20 protein-coding genes are annotated in these 23,918 nt (G+C 57.8%); 9 read left to right on the top strand and 11 right to left on the bottom strand.

Annotated features, from left to right (window positions below):
- The first annotated feature begins 682 nt into the window (after positions 1-682).
- Complete coding sequence (gene metK, locus ACMGG1_RS03180) at positions 683-1,837, top strand: methionine adenosyltransferase (RefSeq protein ID WP_020828554.1); 1,155 nt, start codon at positions 683-685, stop codon at positions 1,835-1,837.
- Between the two features lie 126 nt (positions 1,838-1,963).
- Here the strand turns inward: metK and ACMGG1_RS03175 are convergent, their stop codons facing one another.
- The 9 genes from ACMGG1_RS03175 to hrpB all read right to left on the bottom strand — a co-directional run bounded on the left by ACMGG1_RS03175 (position 1,964) and on the right by hrpB (position 14,823).
- Positions 1,964-2,116 carry a Hok/Gef family protein gene (locus ACMGG1_RS03175; RefSeq protein WP_041415673.1) on the bottom strand — a complete coding sequence of 51 codons (153 nt, stop codon included), beginning with the start codon at positions 2,114-2,116 and terminating at the stop codon, positions 1,964-1,966.
- A gap of 379 nt (positions 2,117-2,495) precedes the next feature.
- Positions 2,496-2,780 carry a NadS family protein gene (gene nadS / locus ACMGG1_RS03170; protein WP_046372668.1) on the bottom strand — a complete coding sequence of 95 codons (285 nt, stop codon included), beginning with the start codon at positions 2,778-2,780 and terminating at the stop codon, positions 2,496-2,498.
- 1 nt (position 2,781) lies between these two features.
- The gene (locus tag ACMGG1_RS03165; protein ID WP_046372667.1) at positions 2,782-3,114 is read right to left on the bottom strand and encodes a type II toxin-antitoxin system RelE/ParE family toxin; all 333 of its coding nucleotides are present in this window, start codon (positions 3,112-3,114) and stop codon (positions 2,782-2,784) included.
- Between the two features lie 263 nt (positions 3,115-3,377).
- Positions 3,378-5,366, bottom strand: coding sequence for a Fe(3+)-hydroxamate ABC transporter permease FhuB (gene fhuB, locus ACMGG1_RS03160; RefSeq protein WP_414161147.1), 1,989 nt, complete (start codon positions 5,364-5,366; stop codon positions 3,378-3,380).
- Positions 5,363-6,271 carry a Fe(3+)-hydroxamate ABC transporter substrate-binding protein FhuD gene (gene fhuD, locus ACMGG1_RS03155; protein WP_414161146.1) on the bottom strand — a complete coding sequence of 303 codons (909 nt, stop codon included), beginning with the start codon at positions 6,269-6,271 and terminating at the stop codon, positions 5,363-5,365. Before fhuD ends, fhuB begins: the two co-directional genes overlap by 4 nt.
- Positions 6,271-7,068, bottom strand: coding sequence for a Fe3+-hydroxamate ABC transporter ATP-binding protein FhuC (gene fhuC / locus ACMGG1_RS03150; RefSeq protein WP_046372664.1), 798 nt, complete (start codon positions 7,066-7,068; stop codon positions 6,271-6,273). The genes fhuD and fhuC overlap by 1 nt, the downstream gene beginning before the upstream one ends.
- Positions 7,069-7,115: 47 nt before the next feature.
- Positions 7,116-9,314 carry a ferrichrome porin FhuA gene (gene fhuA, locus ACMGG1_RS03145; RefSeq protein ID WP_414161145.1) on the bottom strand — a complete coding sequence of 733 codons (2,199 nt, stop codon included), beginning with the start codon at positions 9,312-9,314 and terminating at the stop codon, positions 7,116-7,118.
- Positions 9,315-9,567: 253 nt separating this feature from the next.
- Complete coding sequence (mrcB, locus tag ACMGG1_RS03140; protein ID WP_046372662.1) at positions 9,568-12,072, bottom strand: bifunctional glycosyl transferase/transpeptidase; 2,505 nt, start codon at positions 12,070-12,072, stop codon at positions 9,568-9,570.
- 288 nt (positions 12,073-12,360) lie between these two features.
- Positions 12,361-14,823, bottom strand: a complete 2,463-nt coding sequence (hrpB, locus tag ACMGG1_RS03135; protein ID WP_414161144.1) for an ATP-dependent helicase HrpB — start codon at positions 14,821-14,823, stop codon at positions 12,361-12,363.
- A 56-nt stretch (positions 14,824-14,879) separates the two neighbouring features.
- Here hrpB and thpR point away from each other — a divergent pair, with 56 nt between their 5' ends.
- From thpR to folK, 6 genes are all read left to right on the top strand, one after another.
- A complete protein-coding gene (gene thpR / locus ACMGG1_RS03130) occupies positions 14,880-15,422 on the top strand; it encodes an RNA 2',3'-cyclic phosphodiesterase (protein WP_142814452.1) in 543 nt (180 codons plus the stop codon).
- Positions 15,419-16,126, top strand: a complete 708-nt coding sequence (gene sfsA, locus ACMGG1_RS03125) for a DNA/RNA nuclease SfsA (RefSeq protein WP_115058047.1) — start codon at positions 15,419-15,421, stop codon at positions 16,124-16,126. Before thpR ends, sfsA begins: the two co-directional genes overlap by 4 nt.
- A gap of 183 nt (positions 16,127-16,309) precedes the next feature.
- Entirely contained in the window at positions 16,310-16,765 is a 456-nt protein-coding gene (gene dksA / locus ACMGG1_RS03120) for an RNA polymerase-binding protein DksA (protein ID WP_020828563.1), read from the top strand.
- Positions 16,766-16,837: 72 nt separating this feature from the next.
- The gene (gene gluQRS, locus ACMGG1_RS03115) at positions 16,838-17,749 is read left to right on the top strand and encodes a tRNA glutamyl-Q(34) synthetase GluQRS (RefSeq protein ID WP_020828564.1); all 912 of its coding nucleotides are present in this window, start codon (positions 16,838-16,840) and stop codon (positions 17,747-17,749) included.
- 61 nt (positions 17,750-17,810) lie between these two features.
- Positions 17,811-19,361 (top strand): polynucleotide adenylyltransferase PcnB, encoded by a 1,551-nt coding sequence (pcnB, locus tag ACMGG1_RS03110; RefSeq protein ID WP_071844533.1) that lies wholly within the window; start codon positions 17,811-17,813, stop codon positions 19,359-19,361.
- Complete coding sequence (gene folK, locus ACMGG1_RS03105) at positions 19,361-19,852, top strand: 2-amino-4-hydroxy-6-hydroxymethyldihydropteridine diphosphokinase (RefSeq protein WP_020828566.1); 492 nt, start codon at positions 19,361-19,363, stop codon at positions 19,850-19,852. The genes pcnB and folK overlap by 1 nt, the downstream gene beginning before the upstream one ends.
- A 35-nt stretch (positions 19,853-19,887) precedes the next feature.
- Here the strand turns inward: folK and qseC are convergent, their stop codons facing one another.
- Positions 19,888-21,246 (bottom strand): quorum sensing histidine kinase QseC, encoded by a 1,359-nt coding sequence (gene qseC, locus ACMGG1_RS03100; protein ID WP_128865423.1) that lies wholly within the window; start codon positions 21,244-21,246, stop codon positions 19,888-19,890.
- Positions 21,243-21,905 carry a quorum sensing response regulator transcription factor QseB gene (qseB, locus tag ACMGG1_RS03095; protein WP_020828567.1) on the bottom strand — a complete coding sequence of 221 codons (663 nt, stop codon included), beginning with the start codon at positions 21,903-21,905 and terminating at the stop codon, positions 21,243-21,245. Before qseB ends, qseC begins: the two co-directional genes overlap by 4 nt.
- A 169-nt stretch (positions 21,906-22,074) precedes the next feature.
- Here qseB and panB point away from each other — a divergent pair, with 169 nt between their 5' ends.
- Positions 22,075-22,869, top strand: a complete 795-nt coding sequence (gene panB / locus ACMGG1_RS03090) for a 3-methyl-2-oxobutanoate hydroxymethyltransferase (protein WP_401661459.1) — start codon at positions 22,075-22,077, stop codon at positions 22,867-22,869.
- 147 nt (positions 22,870-23,016) lie between these two features.
- On the top strand, positions 23,017-23,871 hold the full coding sequence (gene panC / locus ACMGG1_RS03085) for a pantoate--beta-alanine ligase (protein WP_048760036.1): 855 nt from the start codon (positions 23,017-23,019) through the stop codon (positions 23,869-23,871).
- Positions 23,872-23,918 lie beyond the last annotated feature (47 nt).

Raw genomic sequence — 23,918 nt, 5'->3', positions numbered from 1 at the left:
GTTCAGTTCTTCAGACGACCGTTAACCGGCCCGAGAATCCTGAGTAGCGCCCAAGTGTTTATCACACCTGGAAGGTGGTGTAGAGACAAGACGGGAAATAGCAGAAGAATGTGCGCCAGAACGGCACTGCTGTTGAGAACCAACAACCGGTAGACAACGGATCATTAATCCAACCACCTCCACGCACGTCGCCCTCTATGAACGACTGAGCCTCTATTAATAGTGTAAGAACGTGACCGTTCTATGAAGCGGCGACGCCAAAGGTTGGCGTCTGCGGCTGACAATCAGACCACCCGTGGAGGCGTCACAGAAGTTTACAACTTCGTACCCCACACTGTGCACCAAATGAGCCGCGCGCGCAGTTTATACCGATAACACGGGGAAAATGCAAAATGAAAATTTGTCGGAAACTGTTTCAAGCGATGAAAATGGCGCCGGAAGCTTTGCGCAAAAGAGCGAAAGGGCAAAAAAATACTGGCAATCCGGCTAAGGCCTGACCTAAAATAGACGTCCAGATGTTAATCCATCTATACTGGTTAACTGATAAACTGCTTAACGGCTTTGCCTGAGGGGCGTTGCAGGAAGCATCTCGCGCCATCAGCGGAAGACCCTTCGCTTTGATGCCGGATCTCCAGCGCTGTGCAGTAATTTCTAACCCGTCTTATGCAAGGTAAAGAACACCATGGCTAAACACCTATTCACGTCCGAATCCGTCTCCGAAGGACATCCTGATAAAATCGCTGACCAGATCTCCGATGCCGTTCTCGACGCCATCCTGGAACAGGATCCTAAAGCACGCGTAGCCTGCGAAACCTACGTGAAAACCGGCATGGTTCTGGTTGGCGGCGAAATCACCACCAGCGCCTGGGTAGATATCGAAGAGATCACCCGTAAAACCGTGCGCGAAATCGGCTATGTTCATTCGGATATGGGCTTCGACGCCAACTCTTGTGCCGTACTGAGCGCCATCGGCAAGCAATCCCCGGATATCAATCAGGGTGTTGACCGTACCGATCCTCTGGAACAGGGTGCTGGCGACCAGGGCCTGATGTTTGGCTATGCTACCAACGAAACCGAAGTGCTGATGCCGGCACCGGTGACCTACGCGCACCGCCTGGTGCAGCGCCAGTCCGAAGTCCGTAAAAACGGCACTCTGCCGTGGCTGCGTCCGGATGCGAAAAGCCAGGTCACCTTCCAATATGACGACGGCAAAATCGTCGGTATCGATGCGGTGGTACTGTCCACCCAGCATTCCGAAGATATCTCTCTGAAAGATCTGCAAGAAGCGGTGATGGAAGAGATCATCAAGCCGGTTCTGCCTGCAGAATGGCTGAGCGCCAGCACCAAATACCACATCAACCCGACCGGCCGTTTCGTTATCGGTGGCCCAATGGGCGACTGCGGCCTGACCGGACGTAAAATCATCGTTGATACCTACGGCGGCATGGCTCGTCACGGTGGCGGTGCGTTCTCCGGTAAGGATCCGTCCAAGGTTGACCGTTCAGCGGCTTACGCAGCGCGCTACGTGGCGAAAAACATCGTTGCCGCCGGCCTGGCTGACCGCTGTGAGATCCAGGTTTCCTACGCTATCGGCGTGGCGGAGCCAACCTCCATCATGGTGGAAACCTTCGGTACCGAGAAAGTCCCTACCGAACAGCTGACCCTGCTGGTACGCGAGTTCTTCGATTTGCGTCCATACGGCCTGATCCAGATGATGGATCTGCTGCAGCCGATCTACCGCGAAACTGCAGCTTACGGTCACTTCGGCCGCGAGCACTTCCCTTGGGAAGCGACCGACAAAGCAGAATTGCTGCGCGATGCTGCCGGCCTGAAATAAGCCTGCGTATCGAATGTGAAAACGGCAAGCCTTGGCTTGCCGTTTTTGTTTTTAGCGGATGGGTGCTCGTGGATCCACGCTCAAACAACCAACAGGCGGGAGCAATACTCCCGCCGTTGGGTTGCCTTACCTTTTGGATTCGTAAGCCAGAATGGCCGCAACTTCCGTGTTGCCCGATCGGATCCGCAGCTCACAAAGTTTGCTGCGTGTTATCCATGCCAGTGATATTACAGTGGCACAAATAACGACCAGTTTTAGGACACTCCCTTTGTTCGGCATCATGCCTCCTTCTCCTTGCCTCTCGGCGGGTAAGAAGCTAACCTAACGTTGTCTGGCGTTAGAGTTGGCCTCGGGTTGATGTATATCGACACGGGGCTTTTCTCTTTCTATCCCTTACGAATGCTCGGGACGAAAGATCCAGAGCACCCACGCGCAGTATATGCACCGCCCCTCAGATCTCAGCCCCCTTTCCACACTGAATACCCGTACTGCGCAGCCGTACGCTAAACTTTGCAAATGTATGAAAATGCGAAAATAAAAAGCGCCAACAGTTGGCTGTTAGCGCTTAAGTGTACCCAGCAATTTTCTGGCTTTACTTGACTGTAATGATCTACTCATCCCAGACACTTTCATCGTGGATAAGAACACCGGAGATCGTCTAGTGTGAGGCAAGCTCACGGAAGAAAGCGGGGTTAGCCTGGATCGCCGCCAACACTTTTGCAGCCAGCCCGGTTGGGTTACGTCTTTTGGTTTCCCAGCTCTTAATGGTATCAACGCTGGTACCCAATACCTTTGCCATTTCGCTCTGAGAAACATTAAGCTGCGCCCTGATCGCCTTCACATCTGCGATATCATAACGCGTAACATTAGCAGGGGACTTAACCCCGTTCTTAATGGCGACAGCTTCTTCAAGAGACGTTTTCATATCGTCAAAAAAGCTCATGTCACACCTCATCTTTCAACAATTTCGTTAATTTCTTCAGCTCTGATTTTTCCATATCGGTCAGACTGTCTTTAATGCTTTTCGGATAGGCCATCACCAGATAGATCACCTCTTTGGTCGCCAGAAAGTAAATCACTCTGGCGCTTCCCCTTTTTCCCTGTGGGCCTGTTGCCATCCTGACTTTCCGCAACCCGCCGGTTTTCTGTATCAAATCGCCTTTACCCGGTGATTCGATGAGTTCTTTCTGGAGTTCTTTTAGCTCGTCGTCCGTGGCTATTAGCTTGATCTGCCGCGTAAACATCGGGGTCTCAATAAATACTAGCGCATGACTCACTGGCACCCTCTCCATTTAAGGTACAAAGTACACCACGAAATGTACTATGTACACCAAGTTAACGTGAGTATGGGCACTCGAGATAGGATCCTGAGCCCCGCACGCAGTATATGCATCGCCCCTCAGATCTCAGCCCCCTTTCCACACTGAATACCCGTACTGCGCAGCCGTACGCAAAGCTTTGCAATGGTATGAAAATACGAAAAAATAAAGGCCCAGCGATGCTGAGCCTTTGAGGATAGAAACGGCAGGAAGGACGTCGGTTACGAGGTTTGCTTACGCAGTAAATAAACGAAATACGGCGCCCCGATAAAGGTAGCTAGCAGCCCGGCAGGGATCTGGTACGGGAACATCACCATACGGCCACACCAGTCTGCAAACACCATCAGCAAGCCCCCCAACAGCGCGGCTATCACCATCTGCGGTAACGCACGGCGGAAGCCCAACATACGTGCCATATGCGGCGCCATCAGGCCGATAAAGCTCAACGGCCCCACGGTCAACGTCGCCATCGCCGTCAGCGTAGCAGCCAGCAGCAGAATGACCACTCGCACCGGCGTCAGCGCAATCCCCACCGAACGGGCCGTGGCACTGCCCAAAGGCAGAATACTGAGCCAGCGGCGACACAATGGCGCCAACGCGATCAGCAGCGCAGCAATGGCCGCCGTACGTACCGCCTGTTCCGGCGTCACCGAGTAGGTGGAACCTGAAATCCAGGTCAGCAACCCGCCCATACGCGGATCGCCGCTCGCCAGCAGCAGGAAAATAGTGGTGGTAAAGGCCGTGCTGAGCGCAATACCGGCCAGCAGCATGCGTTCGGTGGAAAAACCACCGCGCCCGGCTGTGATCATAATCACCAATAGCGTCGCCGCTGCCCCCAGGCTGCCGGCCGGCAGCAGCCAGACAAAGGCATCCCCCGGCACGATAAACAGCATGACCACCACGCCAAAGGCCGCGCCGGAGCTGATACCCAGCACTTCCGGGCTGGCCATCGGGTTGCCTGTCAGCTTTTGGATCAAGGTCCCCGCCACCGCCAGCATCATGCCCGCAGCCAGCGCTGACAGCACGCGTGGCCAGCGCCACGGCATCAATGACTCCAGCTCTGCGCCCTGGCTCCAGTGCCAGCCTGTGGCGTTCTGACCAAACATCAATGCCACGGCAATGCCGGCCAGCAACACCGTCGCTGCCAGTGCTGCCCACCCCCACAGATGACCGCGTTCGGCAGGTACCCTGTCACCCAGGTTCATTGGTGGCGGCGTAGCGGCACTGCGCAACCGCGGCAACAACCACAGCAACAGCGGAGCACCAAACAGCGCCGTTGCCGCCCCGGTCGGGATCTCACGCCAGACCTGCGTCAACCAGATCATCACCTGGTCGGTCAACCACAGCAGCAGCGCCCCCAGCAACGGCGCCAGCATCATGCGATGCGCCAGACGGCGCGCGCCCAGCATTTTTGCCATCAGCGGTGCAAACAGGCCAATAAAGCCAATGACGCCTACCGCATTCACCAACATCGCACTGAAAATTATCGCCACAGCCAGCGCGCAAAAACGCGCCATCGACAACCCTAAACCCAGATTGCGCGCAACACCATCGTCCAGCCCCAGCAAGGTCAGCGGGCGCAACAGCAGCACAGCCAACACCCCGGCAATCAGCAGGCGCGGCAGGATAAACTGCGCGGTGCTCCAGTCCTGCTGGTTTAACGCACCGGTGCTCCACAGGAACAGACCCTGCAGTTGATCGTAGTTGAACAGTGCCAGCAGACTGTTGACCGCCCCGCAATACAGCCCCAGCACCAGCCCGGCCAGGATCAGCGTCACCGGGGACATACGTTTGCCCCAGGCCACGCCGAACACCAGCCCGCCGACCAGGATGGCGCCAGCCATTGCCGCCAGTTGCCGGGTCATCTCACCGCCCGGCAACATCCACAAAGTGGCAATAGTCAGCCCAAGCTGCGCCCCAGCTGACACGCCGAGCGTCGCCGGTTCCGCCAGCGGATTGCGCAGCACCTGCTGGAACAGTACGCCAACCAGCCCCAAGCCGGCACCGGCCAACAGAGACACCGACAGCCGTGGCAACAGGCTGTAGTGGAACAGCATTTGGCGCACATCGTCGATGTTCGGCGCGCTCAGCGCCTGTCCCCACAGTGCCCAGGGCAGCTGTTGCAGCAGATTGTAGATCGTCAGGCCGCCCGCCGCCGCCAACAGTAACAGCAGCAATGTCAGCGGTAATGCGCGAATGCGTGCGCTCATGAATAACTCTCCTGCACCTGCTCCAGCAGATGGCAAAAACGCATCGCTGACAGCGTCGCGCCGTAAAACCACACAGCCGGCACCTGACGCAATTGGTTCTGCCTGACAAACGGCAATGCCTGCCACAGTGGGGTAGAACTGACTTTTTCCATCATGGCCTGATTGCCGTGATCGAGATAAATCGCGCGCGCATTTTTTACCGCCGTCAGGCGCTCAATGCCCACTACCGCCGTACCCCAGAAATTGGTTTCCCCCTCCCAGGCATTTTGGATCCCAAGCTGGTCCATCACCTCCTGGAACAGGCTTTTCTGTCCAATGACCAGCGCATGGCGCGTGTCCAGCAGGGAGAACAGCAGCAGCGGCTGTCGGCTGTAAGACTGCAGCCGCTGACGCGCATCCTGGATAAATCGGTCGAACTGGATCAGGTGCTGCTCTGCCCGTGCCTCAAGGCCCAGCCGCTGCGCCAGTTGCACTAACGACTTCCGGCCCACCGTCAGCGGTTTGCCGCTGCCGTCATTGAAGCCGAAGCTCATGGTCGGGCCGATAGGGGCCAGCTTTTGCGGCGTCGGCCCGTATCCCTGCGACAGCAGCAACAGCGAGGGCCGCAGCTGCTGCAGCAATTCCAGATTCGGCTCGGTGCGTTGACCGACGTCGATCACCGACGCCGGCATTTTCGGCTCTTCTACCCACAGGTTGTAGTTGTGGATATCCGCGACGGCCAGCGGCGTGATCCCCAGAGCCAGCAGCAGCTCGACAGGCAACCACTCCAGCGCCACAATGCGCGAAAGATCGGGTGGCGTTGCCGCCGCCTGGCTCGGCAAGGAAAACAGCAGGGGCGACAGCGCCATGGCCGTCAGCAGGCGACGGCGAACGGCATCATGATGAAAATCAGAAGAATCAGGCATCAGTAGACAAAACTCACCGGCGCGCCGCCGCTTGGATGCGGCAGCGTACCCATAGGAATACCGTAGATTTGCTCCAGCACGTCACCCTGCATCAACTCCAGCGGGGTGCCCTGGGCAATCATCTCGCCGCCGCGCAACGCCACCAGATGGTCGCAGTAGCGTGCGGCCATATTGATGTCATGCAGCACCGCAATCACCGTCAGGCCACGCTCATGGCTCAAACGTTGGATCAAAGCCAGTACCTCAACCTGATGGGCAATATCCAGCGCAGAGGTCGGCTCGTCCAGCAACAGGCAACGGCTGTCTTGCGCCACCATCATCGCCAGCCAGGCGCGTTGACGCTCGCCGCCGGACAGGCTGTCGACCAGGCGGTTGGCAAACGGCTTCAGCCCCACCAGCGCAATCGCCTCTTCCACCTGCTGGCGATCGTTAACACCAAAGCGGCCCAAGGCGCCGTGCCAGGGGTAGCGGCCAATCGCCACCAGTTCGCGCACCGTCATCCCTTCCGCGGCGGGCAATTGTTGAGGGAGATAAGCGACCTGACGTGCGAAGGCCTTGCTGTCCCATTGGCTCAGCAGCTGCTGGTTAAGCCGCGCCGTACCGGCGGTTGGATTTTGGTGGCGACCGAGAATTTTCAGCAAGGTCGATTTGCCGGAGCCGTTGTGGCCGATCAGCCCGCAGACTTTCCCCACGGGAAAGGTCAACGACAAGGGTTGTAGCAGCACGCGGCCGGGAACGGCAAAGCTGGCGCTGTCCAGGGTAAAGGTGGCGTCGTGATTGAGGTGTTTATCCTGCATAGGTCCTACTCTGTCCGGGGCGACATGGCGCCGCCCCGGTAATCCGATTAGAAGCGGAAGGTTGCGGTGGCGACCACCTGGCGTTCAGCGCCCCAGTAGCAGCCATAGGTGGCAAAGCAGCTGGAGACGTATTCTTTATCAAACAGGTTGTTCACGTTGATGCCAATCGAGGAACCTGGCAGATTGAAACGCGCCAAATCGTATTTTATCGCCGCATCTACAACCGTATAGTCCTTTACTTTAAAGGTGTTGGCTTCATCACCATAGCTGGAACCGACATAACGAACGCCGGAGCCCAGGGTCAACCCGCTGAGTGCGGTTTCATGGAAGGTGTAATCCGCCCACACTGAAGCCATATGTTTTGGAATCGCCGCCGGGGTATTGCCCTGTAGCGTGGTGTCCTTGGTGTACTCGGCATCCGTGTAGGTATAAGACCCCAGCAGGTTGACGTTGGCCGTCAGTGCGGCTTTGCCTTCCAGCTCTACCCCGCGGGAGCGGATCTCCCCTCCTAGCACGCTAGCAAACGAGTGTTCCGGATCGGGATCCGCCACCTTATTGTTGGTTTTGGTCAGCTGATAAATCGCAATGCTGGCAGTAATTGGGCGATCTTTAGGTGCAAACTTCACCCCGGCTTCATACTGCTTGCCTTTGGAAGCGGCGAAGGTATTGCCACTAAAGTCAGTCCCTGAAGTAGGTTCAAAGGATTCACTGTAGCTGACATAGGGCGCAATGCCGTTTTCAAATACATAGTTCAAACCCGCGCGGCCGGTGAACTCGTTGTCCTTCTGTTTTGATACCAAATTCTGTTTCAGGCGGTTGGTGCTGTTTGTGTCGCTCCAGTCATAACGCCCGCCCATGGTCAGTACCCAGTTGTTCCACTCGGCCTGATCCTGCACGTAAAGCCCGGTCTGCTCTTGGCGGTTAACCTGGCTGGCGCCGCCGGTAATGGTATAGCTTTGATTGCCGTACTGCGGCGCCACCACATTAAGGCTAGAAGCACTGCCATACTGATAAACGACGTCGTTACGCATACGCATGTAGTCCACACCCATCAGCAAGGTGTGATCAACCGCTGCCGTCGCAAACTTTGCCTGCGCCTGAGTGTCCACTGCAAAACTCGACAAATGCTCTTTCGAGTTCATCACCCCACGCGTCAACTCTGCAGGATTGGTCGCGCTGATGCCCTGGCCATAGATAGAACGGTAGTCCACGTCCATCTTGGAATAACGCAGGTTTTGACGCAGGGTCCACACATCATCAAAGCCATGCTCAAAGGCGTATCCCACCATCTGTTGCTTACGCGAGATGTTGTTATAACCCGGCTCACCGTCGTTGAAACTGGTTGGCAACTTGCCGTTAATCCCATTTTGTACCGTCCCCTCTTTCGGCAGCCAGCCATAGAAGCCCACGCTTGGGTCATCCTGGAAACTGCTGAGGAATGTCAGTGACGTACGATCATCCGGCCGCCAGCTGAAAGAAGGCGCAATCGCATAGCGTTTGCTCTTCTCACCGACCTGCTGCTGATCTTCATCTCGCGCCAGACCGGTCAAGCGATAGGAATAAATGCCGTCATCATCCAATGCCCCGCCAAAGTCGAAGCCGGTCTGGAACAGATTGTCGGTACCCATTTTAAACTGAACTTCACGCAGGGTTTCCGTGGTCGGCCGCTTACTGACCAAGGCGACAACCCCGCCCGGGTTGCTCTTGCCATAAAGCACCGACGAAGGACCGCGCAACACTTCCGCACGTTCCAGGAAGTAAGGGTCAATTTGGTAAATGGAATAGTTATCGTCCTGCAGCTTCAGCCCATCCAGGTACATGTTGGTACCTACCGAACTGAAACCACGAATATTTACGGCATCATAAGCGGTAGAGGCGCCGCGGTTGCCCACCATCACGCCCGGCGTATAAGCCAGTGCGCCTTTTACCGTATCCGGCTGGCGCATATCCATCTCTTCACGCGTCACGACGGAAACCGACTGCGGAGTCTTTTCAATCGGCGTGTCGGTCTTGGTACCGGTGGCACTGTGTTTGGCCGCGTAGGTCCCTACCGGCCCCCAGGCGTTTTCCTGCTGCGATTGGCTGCTGCCTACCACGGTAAGGGTCTCTTCCTTGGCGGCGGACTTGGTATCGGCGGAAAATGCCGGCATAGCCAGCGTGCCAAGGGCGGCAGCGATAGTCATCGCTAACCCACTGACGTGAGAACGGCTCTGCTTGGCCGCGGAAGGAAGACGCTTGGTCGACATAGGTGGTTTCTCTGATGAATTATTTGATAACGAATGTAAACGATAATAATTATTATAATCGCGGCATTTTATGCAGAAGCTAAATTAAACTGCAAGTCGAATTCGGCCGGTAAATTGGTGTGCGATTAACCGCTTAGCCACATCAAGCAGGTGGAAATAAACTGCGCAAAGAAATAAAAAAGCCCGCAACGGGAAGTTACGGGCTTAATAATAAAGAAAAACTTTTCACCTGAGCAGTGACAAGCAAGGTCGCTTACTTGCCGAACATGTCCTTGATCCAGCCGGCAACGCCGTCAGCATCTTTTTGTTCGCCCGCTGGCTGTTGCTGCTGCTCTTGTTGCTGCTGCTGAGCGGCCTGACTCGCCTGGCACAACCCCTGCGGATTATCGGTCCATACCGGAATGGTACGCCCACCGCCGCCACAGACGAAGTTACCGCTGCCGTCGATAGTCATCTGGTTGATACCTTCCGGCGGTTGCAGCATCAGCGGCAGCGGCGTCTGGTTTTCCAGATAGCGGCGATACAGCGTCAGCGCACCGTTGGCACCGGTCAGCTTGGCTGGGCCGTTGTTATCGCGCCCTACCCAGGCGATAGCCACTTCTTTACCGTCGATACCGGCAAACCAGCTGTCGCGCAGGTCGTTGGTGGTACCGGTTTTCGCCGCCAGATTGTAGTTGGGGAATTTCACCGACAATGAGCGGGAAGTCCCGCGCGCTACGCCCTGCTGCATCGCATACAGCGTCAGGTAAGCCGCCTGGGCCGGTACCACGCGTTCCGCCTGCGGGAAGCTCTGGTACAGCACTGAGCCGTCTTCAGCAATCACCGAACGCACCGCAGACAGCGGAGCACGGTTACCGCCACCGGCAATGGTCTGGTATTCCTGCGCCACTTCCATCGGCGTCAGGCCAATCGCGCCGAGCAGCATCGAAGGCACCGGATTGATTTCAGCTTTCGGAATGCCCAAACGCTGCAGCGTTGCGCTGACCTGATCCAGGCCAACCGACATACCCAGGTTTACCGTCGGTACGTTGAGTGAAAAGGCAAGGCCATCCACCAGCATCACCTGCCCGCGGAACTTGCGGTCATAGTTGTTTGGCTGCCAGACGGTGCCGTTCGACAATTTCAGCGTCAGCGGCTGATCCGCCAGCCAGGTGTTCAGACGATATTTGTCCGGCTCAGACAGCGCAGTCAGGTACGTCGGCGGCTTGGCCAGTGAACCGACCAGGCGACGCGCCTGCATGGCACGGTTAAACCCGGCAAACTGCGGGTTGGCACCGCCGACCATGGCGCGAACTTCGCCGCTGAAACGATCGACAATCACCATCGCCGCTTCCAGATCCTGAACATGACGAGCCGCCTTCAGGGCCGGCACGCCGTCTTCAACCGCTTTTTCCGCCGCATCTTGCGACACCGGATCCAGCGTGGTGAAGATTTTCACCCCGGACAAGTCGTTAACCTTGTCGCCCAGCTTGGCTTGCAGCTCCTGACGCACCATCTGCATAAACGCCGGCTGCGGTGTGATCACCCCACCTTTCGGCTGCACGCCCAGTGGACGAGCGCTGAGCATGTCGTACAGTTCAGCATCAATAACGCCCTGGTTCTGCAACAGTTTGAGCACCAGGTTACGACGTTCCAGCGCCAGCTTCGGGTTACGCCAAGGGTTATACAACGACGCGCCCTTGACCATGCCCACCAGCAGCGCCTGCTGATCCAGGCTCAGTTCGTCCACCGGACGGCCGAAGTAGTACAGGCTGGCCAACGGGAAACCACGAATTTGATCGTTGCCGCTCTGGCCGAGATAAACCTCGTTCAGATACAGCTCAAGGATGCGATCCTTGCTGTAACGGTAATCCACCAACAACGCCATGTAGGCTTCATTGGCCTTACGCCACAGCGAACGCTCGTTGGTCAGGAACAGGTTTTTTACCAACTGCTGCGTCAGGGTACTGCCGCCCTGCACCGCACGTCCGGCGGTCAGGTTAGCCAGCACCGCACGACCGATGGAGTAAGGACTGATACCGTCATGCTCATAGAAGTGACGGTCTTCGGTGGCAATCAGCGTATCCACCAGCAGGTCAGGGAAACCGGCGCGCGGCACGAACAGCCGCTGTTCGCCGTTCGGCGACTGCAACATGGTGATCAGACGCGGATCGAGACGGAAGAAGCCGAAGCTGCGCTGGTTTTCCATGTTCTCGATATTCGCGAGACGGTTGTTCTGGAAATTCAGACGCGCGTGGATCTGCCCTTCTTTGCCGTCCGGGAAATCAAACGGACGACGCAGCAACTCAATGCTGTTGGCCTGCACGGTAAACTCACCCGGGCGCGTCATGCGGCTTACCTGGCGGTATTGCATGCCCTCGAGTAAATTGACCATTTCCTTTTTGCTGTACGGCATGCCCGGTTCCAGGTTGACCATGCGGCCATAAACCGCCGCCGGCAACTGCCAGACCTTGCCGTCAATGCGGCTGCGGATCTGCGAATCCAGGTACACGCCATAGATCGCCAACAGCACGGCAACCACCAGAATCAGTTTGATCAGCAGGCCGAGCCAACGGCGTTTTTTACGCGGCGGAGTCGCTTTTACCTTACGCGGCATGCGTTCTTCCTCGTCTTCATAATCATCATCGTCATCCTGGTACTCATCTTCCTCGTAATCATCGTAATCGTCATCTCGACGACGGCGCGGCGGCTTGCGCGACGCGGTGCGTGTTGGTTGTTTCCCTTTGCGCCCGATGGGCTCGCGGTCATCCCCAGCCATTGCTGTTGTTCTCCAGACTTGGCGGCACTGCCGGCCATTATGAGTCGCTTAATCTGTCGCGGCGCCAGACCGCTGAACAGAAGAAACATCTGAATTCTTCTTCTAAATAATTGGCGTTGCATCACAACAAAACCAACGGTTTTGTTGAACAGCGCTTGCGCTGGCCCCAACGGGGCGAGGCTCTGCCGAGTAACGCGATGAGAGAGCTTATCCCGATGAGCTTACTCTAGTAAGTGATTCGGGTAAGTGAACACAGCCAACACAGATGCGGCGTCAAATATGACGAGGCTACTGATATTTTTTCGTGCGCCGCGTCGGGGCGGTATTCGCCGGATCGTCCGGCCACACGTGTTTCGGGTAGCGCCCTTTCATCTCTTTTTGCACTTCCCGGTAAGCCCCCTGCCAGAACGCCGCCAGATCGCCGGTAATTTGCAACGGCCGGTGCGCCGGTGAGAGTAACTCAAGCACCACCGGGATGCGACCTTCGGCCAACATCGGGCTGCGCTGTTCACCGAACACTTCCTGTAAACGCACCGCCAGCGCCGGAGGTTTTCCGGCATCATAACGGATGGGCAAGCGGCTGCCGGTCGGCACAGTGTAATGAGTGGGTAGCGCATTATCCAGCCGCTGTTTTTGCTGCCAGTTAAGCAACCGCGCCAAAGCCTCGGCGATATTCACCTGTTTTAATCCGCGCATGTCCCGCACGCCACCGAGCGACGGCAATAACCACTGCTCCAGCGAGGCCAACAGCGACTCATCGTCGACCGGCGGCCAGGCGGCCTCCGGCAACCAGTTTTGCGCACACTGCAAGCGCAGCCGCAGCTGTTCGGCGGCGGTATCCCAGTTGAGTACCGCTATGCCCTGAGCGCGAACCCAGTTAATCAATGCCTGCTGCAGCTCTTCGTCCGCCGGCTTGGCCAACGGTTGAGCACGCAGCGTCAGACGACCAATTTGCTGGCGTTTCCAGGCACGTAAAGTGCCCTTTTCTTCATCCCATTCCACCGCCGTTTGCTGGGAAACCATCGCCGGCAACTGCGCCGCCAGTGCATCAATTTCCACCGGCAACGCGAGCAGGATACGCGCATCGGGGCTGTTGTGCCCCTGTAGCAGGCTTGGCACGATAAGCCAGGGGGCACGTGACAATGCTTCATCCTGATTCATCGCCGCGCCCATGCCATCGGCCAGCAGATAGCGGCCATCCTGCCCCCGTCGTTGGGCAATGCGATCGGTAAACGCCAATGCCAGCAGCCGCGGTGCCAGTTCGACATCGATCCGCCCCGCTTTCACCTGCAGACGGCGAGCTAGCTGTGTGGCGCGGCGCTGCCAATTTGGCTGCGGACGACTCAGCCAGTAGCCGATATCCATTTGCCCACCGCGCGGGGGTTCCTCCAGCAACGCAGCCAAAGCAGCGGCCGTCGCCAACCCATCCGCCCCCAGTTCTGCGCCGTGGGTCAGCATCGCCGCCAAACGCGGCTCACAGCCCAGAACAGCCATTTGTCGGCCCCGCGCCGTGAGCTTATCGGCGTCATCGGTGGCGCCAAGCTGCTGCAATAGCCTTTTTGCGGCGGTCAGCGCCGTTTCCGGCGGACGGTCGAGCCAGGTCAGTTGCCCGACGTCATGGCAACCCCATTGCAGCAGTTCCAGCCAAAAACCGGCGAGATCGCTTTGCAGGATTTCCGGCTCGGCGTGCTCTGCCGCCCGTTCAGCCTGCTCTTTGGCAAACAGATGCCAGCAGATGCCCGGTTCCAGACGCCCGGCGCGGCCTGCGCGCTGGATCATCGACGCCTGGCTGATACGTTGAGTCACCAGCCGCGTCAGACCATTGCGCACGTCATAACGCGCAACGCGTTCCAAGCCACTGTCCACCACCAACCGAATACCTTCGATGGTCAGACTGGTTTCGGCAATATTGGTCGCCAGCACCACTTTACGGCGACCGGTCGGCGCCGGTTGAATCGCCTTCTGCTGCTGCGCCAGCGGTAAAGCGCCGTACAGTGGGCACAGCTCGGTATCGGCCGCCACTTCACCGTTCAACCGCTCCAGCACCCGGTTGATTTCTGCCACGCCGGGCAGGAACAGCAGCAGCGATCCCGTTTGCTCAGACAGCAGGCGCTTCACCGCCGCCGCCACGCCGTCCTCCAGCCGTTGGTGGCTGGCCAGGGGCTGATACTGGCGCTCTACCGGGAAGCTGCGCCCGGCAGATACCACCGCCGGTGCCTGTGGCAACAGCTGCGCCAAACGGGCATTATCCAGCGTCGCCGACATGATCAGCAGTTTCAGATCGTCGCGCAGCCCTTGTTGGACGTCCAGCAATAGCGCCAACGCCAAATCGGCCTGCAGGCTGCGCTCGTGGAATTCGTCGAGGATCACCAGTGAAACGCCCTGCAGCTCGGCATCCTGCTGCAGCATGCGGGTGAGAATGCCTTCGGTCACCACCAGCAGCTTGGTCTCCGGCCCGCTTTTGCTTTCGGCGCGCATGCGGTAGCCCGCGGTCTGACCGGGTTCTTCCCCTAACTGCTGCGCCAACCGGTACGCCACGTTCTTCGCCGCCAACCGCCGGGGTTCGAGCATGATAATGCGGCCAGGCAATCCGGCTTTAGCCAGGATCTGCAATGGCAGCCAGGTCGATTTACCGGCGCCGGTCGGCGCATGCAGCAGAACCTGCGGAGCGGATTGCAGCGCAGTAAGCAATTCATCAAGAACCGCGCTGACGGGCAGTGAAGACACAGAACTCTCCGTAGTGGTTAACATTAGACGGCGCACATTGTAGCATTAGACTCTGCGTTTCATTTACTTGCCGGGTATCTATGTCCAGTTCGCGCCGCCTGTTTTTCGCCCTGACCTTGCCTGATGCGCTGCAGCAGCAGGTGATCCGCTGGCGTGCCGATGCCTTTACGCCGGAAGCCGGTCGGCCGGTCGCGGCCGCCAATTTGCACCTGACGCTGGCCTTTCTCGGCGACGTCACGGCGCAGAAAGAAACGGCGTTGAAAAAACTGGCCGGTCGCATCAGTCAGCCCGGTTTCAGCATGGTGCTCGATGATCTCGGTCACTGGCAGCGTCCCGGCGTCGTTTGGCTTGGCACCCGGCGCGCACCACGTGGGCTGTTGCAACTGGCGGAATTGCTGCGCTCGCAGGCGGCGCGCAGCGGCTGCTACCAAAGCCCAATGCCGTTTCATCCGCATATCACCCTGCTGCGCTCCGCGACCCAGCCGGTCGCCATACCGCCCGCAACGCCGGGCTGGCACTTCAGCGCCAACGAATTCGCCTTATACCAGTCAGTTTTTGAAAACGGCCGCACGCGTTATCAGATGCTTGAACAATGGCCCTTAGCCCCTCAGGACACCCCATGATTTTTACGCCCCCCCTGCGCCATGCCACGCTGATTAAACGTTACAAACGCTTTCTGGCGGACGTCGTCACGCCAGAAGGGGAAACCTTCACGCTGCACTGCGCCAATACCGGGGCCATGACCGGCTGTGCGACTCCCGGCGACACCGTTTGGTACTCCACCTCGGATAATGCCAAACGCAAATACGCCCACAGCTGGGAACTGACGCATACCCAACAGGGGGATTGGATCTGCGTAAATACCCTGCGTGCCAATGGGCTGGTACGCGAGGCAATCGAACAGAATCTAATCAATGAATTATCCGGTTACAGTAAAATCAGCAGCGAAGTAAAATATGGCAGTGAAAATAGCCGTATCGATTTGTTATTACAGGCAGAAAATCGAGCCAACTGCTATATTGAAGTTAAGTCAGTCACATTACTGCAACAACAACGTGGTTACTTTCCTGATGCGGTAACGCTCAGAGGACAGAAACACTTGCGTGAGTTGCAAAGCGTGGTTGAAAACGGGCAACGGGCGGTATTGTTCTTTGCTGTGTTACATAGCGGTATTGAGCAGGTCGCACCGGCACATCATATAGATGAGCGTTATGCGGCACTGTTGGCACAGGTTCAGCAGTTGGGCGTAGAAGTGGTTTGTTATGGGGCTAAATTATCACCTGACGGTATATCTCTCTGCGATAAGTTACCGTTTTTTATCGATTAGCGCTGACCGGGTACAAATAATCCGACTACCGGTTATCGTATCGCCAAATACGCCTTCCTTCACACCATTGTCAAGCAGGCGACAGGAATAATTGCCAACCTACTCCCCATCTGGTATTTATAGCGGCCTGTTTTTCCCCCGCATTGGGGATTCGATAGTGCGTGTGTATGTAGGAGAAGCAACATGCAAGAAGGGCAAACCCGTAAAACCTCGTCCTTGAGCATTCTCGCCATCGCTGGGGTGGAGCCGTACCAAGAGAAGCCGGGCGAAGAGTACATGAACGACGCCCAGTTGTCGCATTTCAAGCGCATTCTTGAAGCATGGCGCAACCAGCTCAGGGATGAAGTGGACCGTACTGTATCGCATATGCAGGATGAGGCAGCAAACTTCCCTGACCCGGCCGACCGTGCCACTCAGGAAGAAGAATTCAGCCTTGAACTGCGTAACCGCGATCGCGAACGCAAACTGATCAAAAAGATCGAGAAAACGCTGCGAAAAGTAGAAGACGAAGATTTCGGCTACTGCGAATCCTGCGGCGTGGAGATTGGCATTCGTCGCCTCGAAGCGCGTCCGACTGCCGATTTGTGCATCGACTGCAAGACTCTGGCCGAAATCCGCGAAAAGCAGATGGCCGGCTAATACAGTTGTTATCGCTGCGGCGTGCGCGTCAGTGTGCGCCGCACAGAGAAAAGGGAAAGTTTCCCCTCTGATATGCAAGAAAGACATTATGTGGGGCGCTTTGCCCCATCGCCTTCCGGGGATCTGCATTTCGGTTCGCTGATTGCCGCTCTGGGAAGCTACCTCCAGGCTCGTGCCCAACACGGGCAATGGCTGGTTCGCATTGAAGATATCGATCCCCCGCGCGAAGTCGCCGGTGCGGCCGATCGTATCTTATCCGCTCTGGAACACTATGGTCTCCACTGGGACGGCCAGGTCATCTATCAATCCCAACGTCACGAAGCTTACCGCGCCACTCTGGAACACCTGCATCAGCAGGGACTGAGCTATTTCTGCAACTGCACCCGCAGTCGTATCCAGCAGATTGGCGGTCTTTATGATGGTCATTGCCGTGCTTTGAATCTCGGCCCGCAGGGCGCCGCCATCCGTTTGCGCCAATCCAGCCCGGTTTATGCCTTTCACGATCGCCTGCAGGGAGAGTTGCAGGCCGATCCGGCGTTGGCGCGGGAAGACTTTATTATCCGTCGACGCGATGGGCTGTTCGCTTATAACCTGGCGGTGGTGGTTGATGACCATTTTCAGGGCGTGACCGAAATCGTGCGCGGCGCCGATCTGATCGAACCTACCGTGCGTCAGATTGCGCTGTACCGTCAGTTACAGGCGCCGGTGCCCGCCTATGTTCATCTGCCATTGGCGCTGGGTGCCAACGGCATCAAATTGTCGAAGCAAAACCATGCGCCCGCGCTGCCCGCAGGCGATCCGCGCCCGGTGCTGGTTGCCGCACTGAAGTTTCTGCGCCAACCGCTGCCGGAAAGCTGGCAAGATCTTGACCTGCCGTTATTATTGAGCTGGGCGATCGCACACTGGAAGCTGGATGATGTGCCGCGTCAGGAGGCTATTCCCCTGGACGAAAACACATCAGCATTCTCAAAAGAGCCATGGTGAGCTATGATTAGCCGCTATTTTTTGTTAGCGCCATTTTTTTCAGACACTATCGAGGTGTACCATTTTTACCCGAGTAGCCAATTTCTGCCGTAAGGTGCTAACCCGCGATGACAAGCTGCCGCGTGACGATGCGCCGGTCAGCGATACAAACGTAGTCCGCGAAGAAAGCGCGGTGGCTGCGAAGCCGTCTGCGCCGCAGCAACGTTCCGCCGATCGCGGCAGAGATACTCCTGCCCGCCGGCAGGCACCGCGTAAACGCCCACCTTTTCCTGCCGCAGAGGGAACCGGCCCAATGACCGTTATCCCCCGCGATCAGCACTCCATCTCACGTAAAGACATCAGTGAGAACGCGCTGAAGGTGCTGTACCGCCTGAATAAATCCGGCTTCGAAGCTTATCTGGTCGGCGGCGGTGTACGTGACCTGCTGCTGGGCAAAAAACCGAAAGATTTCGACATCACCACCAACGCCACGCCGGAGCAAGTGCGCAAGCTGTTCCGCAACTGCCGCCTGGTGGGCCGCCGTTTCCGTTTGGCGCACGTGATGTTCGGGCCGGAAATCATCGAGGTTGCCACCTTCCGTGGCCACCACGAACAGCAAACGCCGGATTCTGACAAAAACTCTTCCCAGCAGGCCCAAAACGGCATGCTGCTGCGCGACAACATCTTCGGTTCGATCGAAGAAGATGCTCAGCGTCGCGACTTCACCATCAACAGCCTGTATTACGGCGTGGCGGACTTCACCCTGCGTGATTACGTCGACGGCCTGCGCGACCTGAAGCAGGGCGTGATTCGTCTGATCGGCGATCCGGAAACCCGCTACCGCGAAGACCCGGTACGCATGCTGCGTGCAGTGCGCTTTGCCGCCAAGCTGGACATGACCATCAGTGACGAAACCGCCGAGCCGATCCCGCGTCTGGCCTCGCTGCTGCATGAGATCCCACCGGCGCGCCTGTTTGAAGAGTCGCTGAAACTGCTGCAGGCAGGCTACGGTTACCCAACCTATCTGAAGCTGTGTGAATACCAGCTGTTCCAGCCGTTGTTCCCGCAGATCGCACGTCACTTCACCCCGACCCATGACACGCCAATGGAGCGTATTCTGGTTCAGGTGCTGAAGAACACCGACTACCGTCTGCAAAACGACATGCGCGTCAATCCGGCATTCCTGTTTGCTGCTATGCTTTGGTATCCGCTGCTGGAACATGCGCAGAAACTGGCGCAGGAAAGCGGTCTGGCGTACTACGACGCCTTCGCACTGGCCATGAATGACGTGCTGGACGAGCAATGCCGTTCATTGGCGATCCCGAAACGCATTACCACGCTGGTTCGCGATATCTGGCAGTTGCAGCTCCGTCTGTCTCGCCGCCAGGGCAAGCGCGCGCACAAGCTGATGGAACACCCGAAATTCCGCGCCGCTTACGATCTGCTGGCGCTGCGTGCCGAAGTGGAAGAAAACCAGGAGATGTTGCGTCTGACCGAATGGTGGGGCGAGTTCCAGGAAGCCACCCCGGCGCGCCAAAAGAACATGTTGAGTACCTTGGGTGACGATCCGGCGCCGCGCCGCACGCGTCAACGCCGCCCTCGCCGTCGGACGCCGCGTAAAGAAGGGGAATAATGATCCGCGTTTATATCGCGCTGGGCAGTAACCTGGCGCACCCGTTGCAACAGGTCAAGGCCGCACTGGAAGCGCTGGAGCATCTCCCGCGCACCCGGTTGATCCTTTGTTCTTCGTTTTATCGCACCAAGCCGCTGGGGCCGCAAAACCAGCCGGACTTTCTCAATGCGGTGGTGGCGCTGGATACCTTGCTGCCTGCGGAACAGCTGCTGGATCATACCCAGGCGATAGAACGCAATCAGGGCCGCGTGCGCAAAGATGAGCGCTGGGGCCCACGCTCCCTCGATTTAGACATCATGCTGTACGGCGATCAGGTTATTCATACCGATCGCCTGACGGTGCCGCATTACGGCCTGAAAGAACGCGAGTTCATGCTCTACCCGCTGGCGGAAATCGCCCCTGACCTGATTTTCCCGGACGGCGAGTCGCTGACCAGTTGCCTGAAGCGCGTGCCGGAAAACGGCATGGAACTGTGGCATAAACCCAAGTAAACGCCAGCGTCGTGCGCAGTTCATATACGGCGCCCTCACAGCACCACCTGCGCGACAAATCCCCCTTCCGGCCGATTGGCAAAGCTGACGCGCAGACCGTGCAAACTGGCGATACGCTGCACTATGGATAATCCCAGCCCGCTGCCGGTTTGTTCCTGTCCTGGTGGGCGATAAAAACGTTCCCCCAGCCTTGTCAGGTGTTCCTCCGTCACGCCCGGACCATCGTCTTCGACCCTCAGCATCCGCTCTGTAAGCTTCACCGTAACGGTGCCGCCTGCCGGTGTGTAACGCACTGCGTTATCCACCAGATTGCGCACCAGCAGCGACAGCAGCAGCGCTTGCCCCTGTAACGGCGGTGGTGTGCCCTGCTGTTCATAGCGCAGCGTGACACCTGCGGCATGGGCATGACGATCCTGTTCGGCCAGGGTCATCGGCACCAGTTGCCCCCAGTCGACCGCTTCCAGTTCGGCCAGATCAGACAGTGAATCCAGCCGCGAAAGCGTCAGCAGCTGATCCACCAGCCGGGTTGCGCGATCGATACTCACCGTCAGGTTTTCCAGCGCATGCTCGCGCATCTGTTCATCATCACCCGCCAGTTGCACCACTTCCGTCTGCACCCGCAGCGCCGCCAGCGGGCTGCGCAGCTCATGGGCCGCATCGGAGGTAAAGCGCCGCTCACGCACCAATAGCGCATTAATGCGGGCAAACAGCGCGTTAAGCGCATCCACCAGTGGGCGCACTTCGGTAGGTACCTGGCGCGCGTCCAGCGGTGTGGCGTCATCCGGAGCGCGCTTGCGCAGTCCAGCGGCGACCGTGCGCAATGGCTTCAGTTCTCGCCCGACCATCAAGGCAATCAGCAGCATCAGGATCGGCAGCGTCACCAGCCAGGGCACCAGTTGCCCAGTCACCATGCCCAACGCCATATCGCGTCGATAGTCCCACTCCTGCCCCACGACGATGCGATAACGCCCGTCCGGGCTGGTCAGCCACAGCAGGCGCCAACTGTCGTCATCACCTTTGCGTTCACCATCGGTAAAGCCTTCTCGCTCGCCATCAAACAGGAAATCCGCCCCGTTCTCGCCATCATTGAGCAACATCTTGCCGTTACGGTCGAAAATGGCGAACGCCAGCGCGTCGTCGTCCTGCTCGCCGCGTTTACCGTGATGCACCAGCTTCTTGGTTTTCGGCAGGCTGCGTGCATTTTCGTCGGCCAAAAGATCCCCCAGATTGGCGGTCGCCAGGCGTTTGGCGAACAACATCTGTTGGGTATCGAACACTTCGTTGATGTTGTTGCGCGTCATCATCCACGCCACCAAACTGGCGGAGCACCAGGTCAATAATGCCAACAGGCTGAAGATCAGGATCAGCCGCAACCGCAGACTAAGATGTTTCACGGCACATCCCCCAGGGTATAACCCACGCCGTGAATGGTGCGGATAAAACTATTGCCCAACTTGCGTCGCAGGTGGTGAATATGCACTTCTACCGCGTTGCTGCTGACCTCATCGTCCCAGTTGTACAATTTTTCCTGGATCAGCGGCCGCGCCAGCACCCGCCCCTTGTTGTGCAGAAACAGTTCCAGCACCGCCAGCTCGCGCGGTGTCAGCGTGACCGGTTCACCGTTACAGCTCACGCTGCGGGTGGCTGCGTCAAATACCACATTGCCATGCACCAGCTGCGGCATCAGTTGGCCGTGGCGACGACGGATCAACGCCTGCAGGCGAGCCGCAACTTCCGCCAGGGCAAAAGGCTTGCACAGGTAATCGTCAGCGCCGCTCTGCAGGCCGCTGACCCGCTGCTCCAACGCATCACGCGCGGTGAGGATCAGCACCGGCACGTCGTGGCCAGCCTGCCGCCACTGTCGCAGCAGATCCAAACCGTCGAGACCCGGCAGGCTGAGATCGAGAATAACCGCGTCGTAAGGCGCGCTTTCCAGCGCGTTTTTCCCCACCAGACCATCGGTAAACCAGTCCAGATTAAAGCCGAGTTTGGTCAAGCCAGCCTTGATGCCGTCGCCAATTAACTTGTCATCTTCTATCAGCAAAATTCGCATGTGCGTCCTTTTTTAGCCATTGCCGCCCATTACACCACAAGGTTCTTAAGAAGCTCTTAAGCATGATGATCTGCGCTACCCACCCCGTTAGGGTTACAGTAGAATGACAGCACTTTTTTGCAGCCAGGGCCCTGCGCATACCGCTCGGCCCTATTCAGGAGACGTAGTGATGAAACCCACCACCGTGACCCATTTGCGCCAGTGGAAGCAGGAACAACGCAAGTTTGCTTCCCTCACCGCCTACGATGCCAGCTTTGCCAAACTGTTTGAAGAGCAAGGCGTTAAAGTGTTGCTGGTAGGCGACTCGCTGGGGATGACGCTGCAGGGCCACGACTCCACGCTGCCGGTCACCGTCGCCGACGTTGCCTATCATACTCGCGCCGTCCGCCGCGGCGCGCCAGCCTGTCTGTTGCTGGCCGATATGCCTTTTATGAGTTACGCCACGCCGCAATCGGCCTGTGCCAATGCCGCCAAGCTGATGCAGGCCGGCGCTAACATGGTGAAGCTGGAAGGCGGCAGCTGGCTGTGCGAAACGGTGAAAATGCTGACCGAACGTGCGGTGCCGGTGTGCGGCCACCTTGGCCTGACACCGCAATCCGTTAACGTGTTTGGCGGCTACAAAGTGCAAGGCCGTGATGAGCTTGCCGCCAAGCAACTGCTGGAAGATGCCAAAAATCTGGAGCTGGCCGGCATGCAGCTACTGGTGCTGGAATGCGTGCCAACCGAATTGGCGCGTAAGATCACCGAAGAACTGACCATTCCGGTGATTGGCATCGGTGCCGGCAATGCCACCGATGGCCAAATCCTGGTGATGCACGACGCGTTCGGCATCACCGGCGGCCACACGCCTAAATTCGCTAAAAACTTCCTGGCGCAAAGCGGCGATATCCGCTCGGCGGTGCAACACTATATTCAGGACGTGGAGCAAGGAATTTACCCCGCTGAAGAGCACTCATTTAATTAACGGCATGGTTTAAATAGGCGTGATTGGCGCCGCCTGGTTGAGTGCGGCCAGCGCGCAGTTCCCGGAGCGTACACCTAGTACGTGAGGAGAACGAGCACTGCCCAATCGCAATCAGGCAAGCAAAATAGCCTATCAAGGAGTTATGGAATGGTAATTATCGAAACCCTGCCTCTGTTGCGTCAGCAGATCCGCCGCTGGCGTCAAGAGGGTAAACGCATCGCGCTGGTACCGACCATGGGCAACCTGCACGAAGGCCATATGACGCTGGTCGATGAAGCACGTGCACGTGCCGATGTCGTGGTGGTCAGTATTTTTGTCAACCCGATGCAGTTCGAACGCCCTGACGATTTGGCGCGCTACCCGCGCACCCTGCAAGAGGACAGCGAGAAGCTGACCCGTCGCGGCGTAGAGCTGGTGTTCGCACCCGCGCCGGCCGATATCTACCCTCAGGGGCTGGAGCAACAAACCTATGTCGACGTACCTGGCCTGTCCTCCATATTGGAAGGGGCCAGCCGTCCGGGCCACTTCCGCGGCGTCGCGACCATTGTCAGCAAGCTGTTCAACCTGGTGCAACCGGATCTGGCCTGTTTTGGCGAGAAGGATTATCAGCAACTGGCGTTGATCCGCAAAATGGTGGCGGACATGGGTTACGACATCGACATCGTCGGCGTGCCTACCGTACGCGCTAAGGATGGCCTGGCGCTCAGTTCACGCAACGGCTACCTGACCGCCGAAGAGCGTAAAATCGCCCCTCAACTCAGCAAGATCATGAATGCGCTGGCAGAACAGCTCAGCAACGGCGAACGCCATGTCGACGAGTTGCTGGAACACACCGCCGCTCAGTTGCGCAGCGCTGGTTTCACACCGGACGAACTGTTTATCCGTGACGCCGACAGCCTGCAACCGCTGGGCGTGGAAAGCCAACGGGCAGTGGTGCTGATGGCCGCCTGGCTCGGCAAGGCGCGCTTGATTGACAACCAGCAGGTTGATCTGACGCTGTAAGCTACTTTTTGTGCAGTCGTCACTGTTACAGCCCTTCTGAAAGTAGA

The sequence above is a fragment of the Serratia sp. BNK-12 genome (assembly GCF_047456085.1).
Lineage (GTDB): Bacteria > Pseudomonadota > Gammaproteobacteria > Enterobacterales > Enterobacteriaceae > Serratia > Serratia liquefaciens.
The sequence above is the reverse complement of the archived record's forward strand: the minus strand, read 5'-3'. Positions and strand labels throughout refer to the sequence as shown.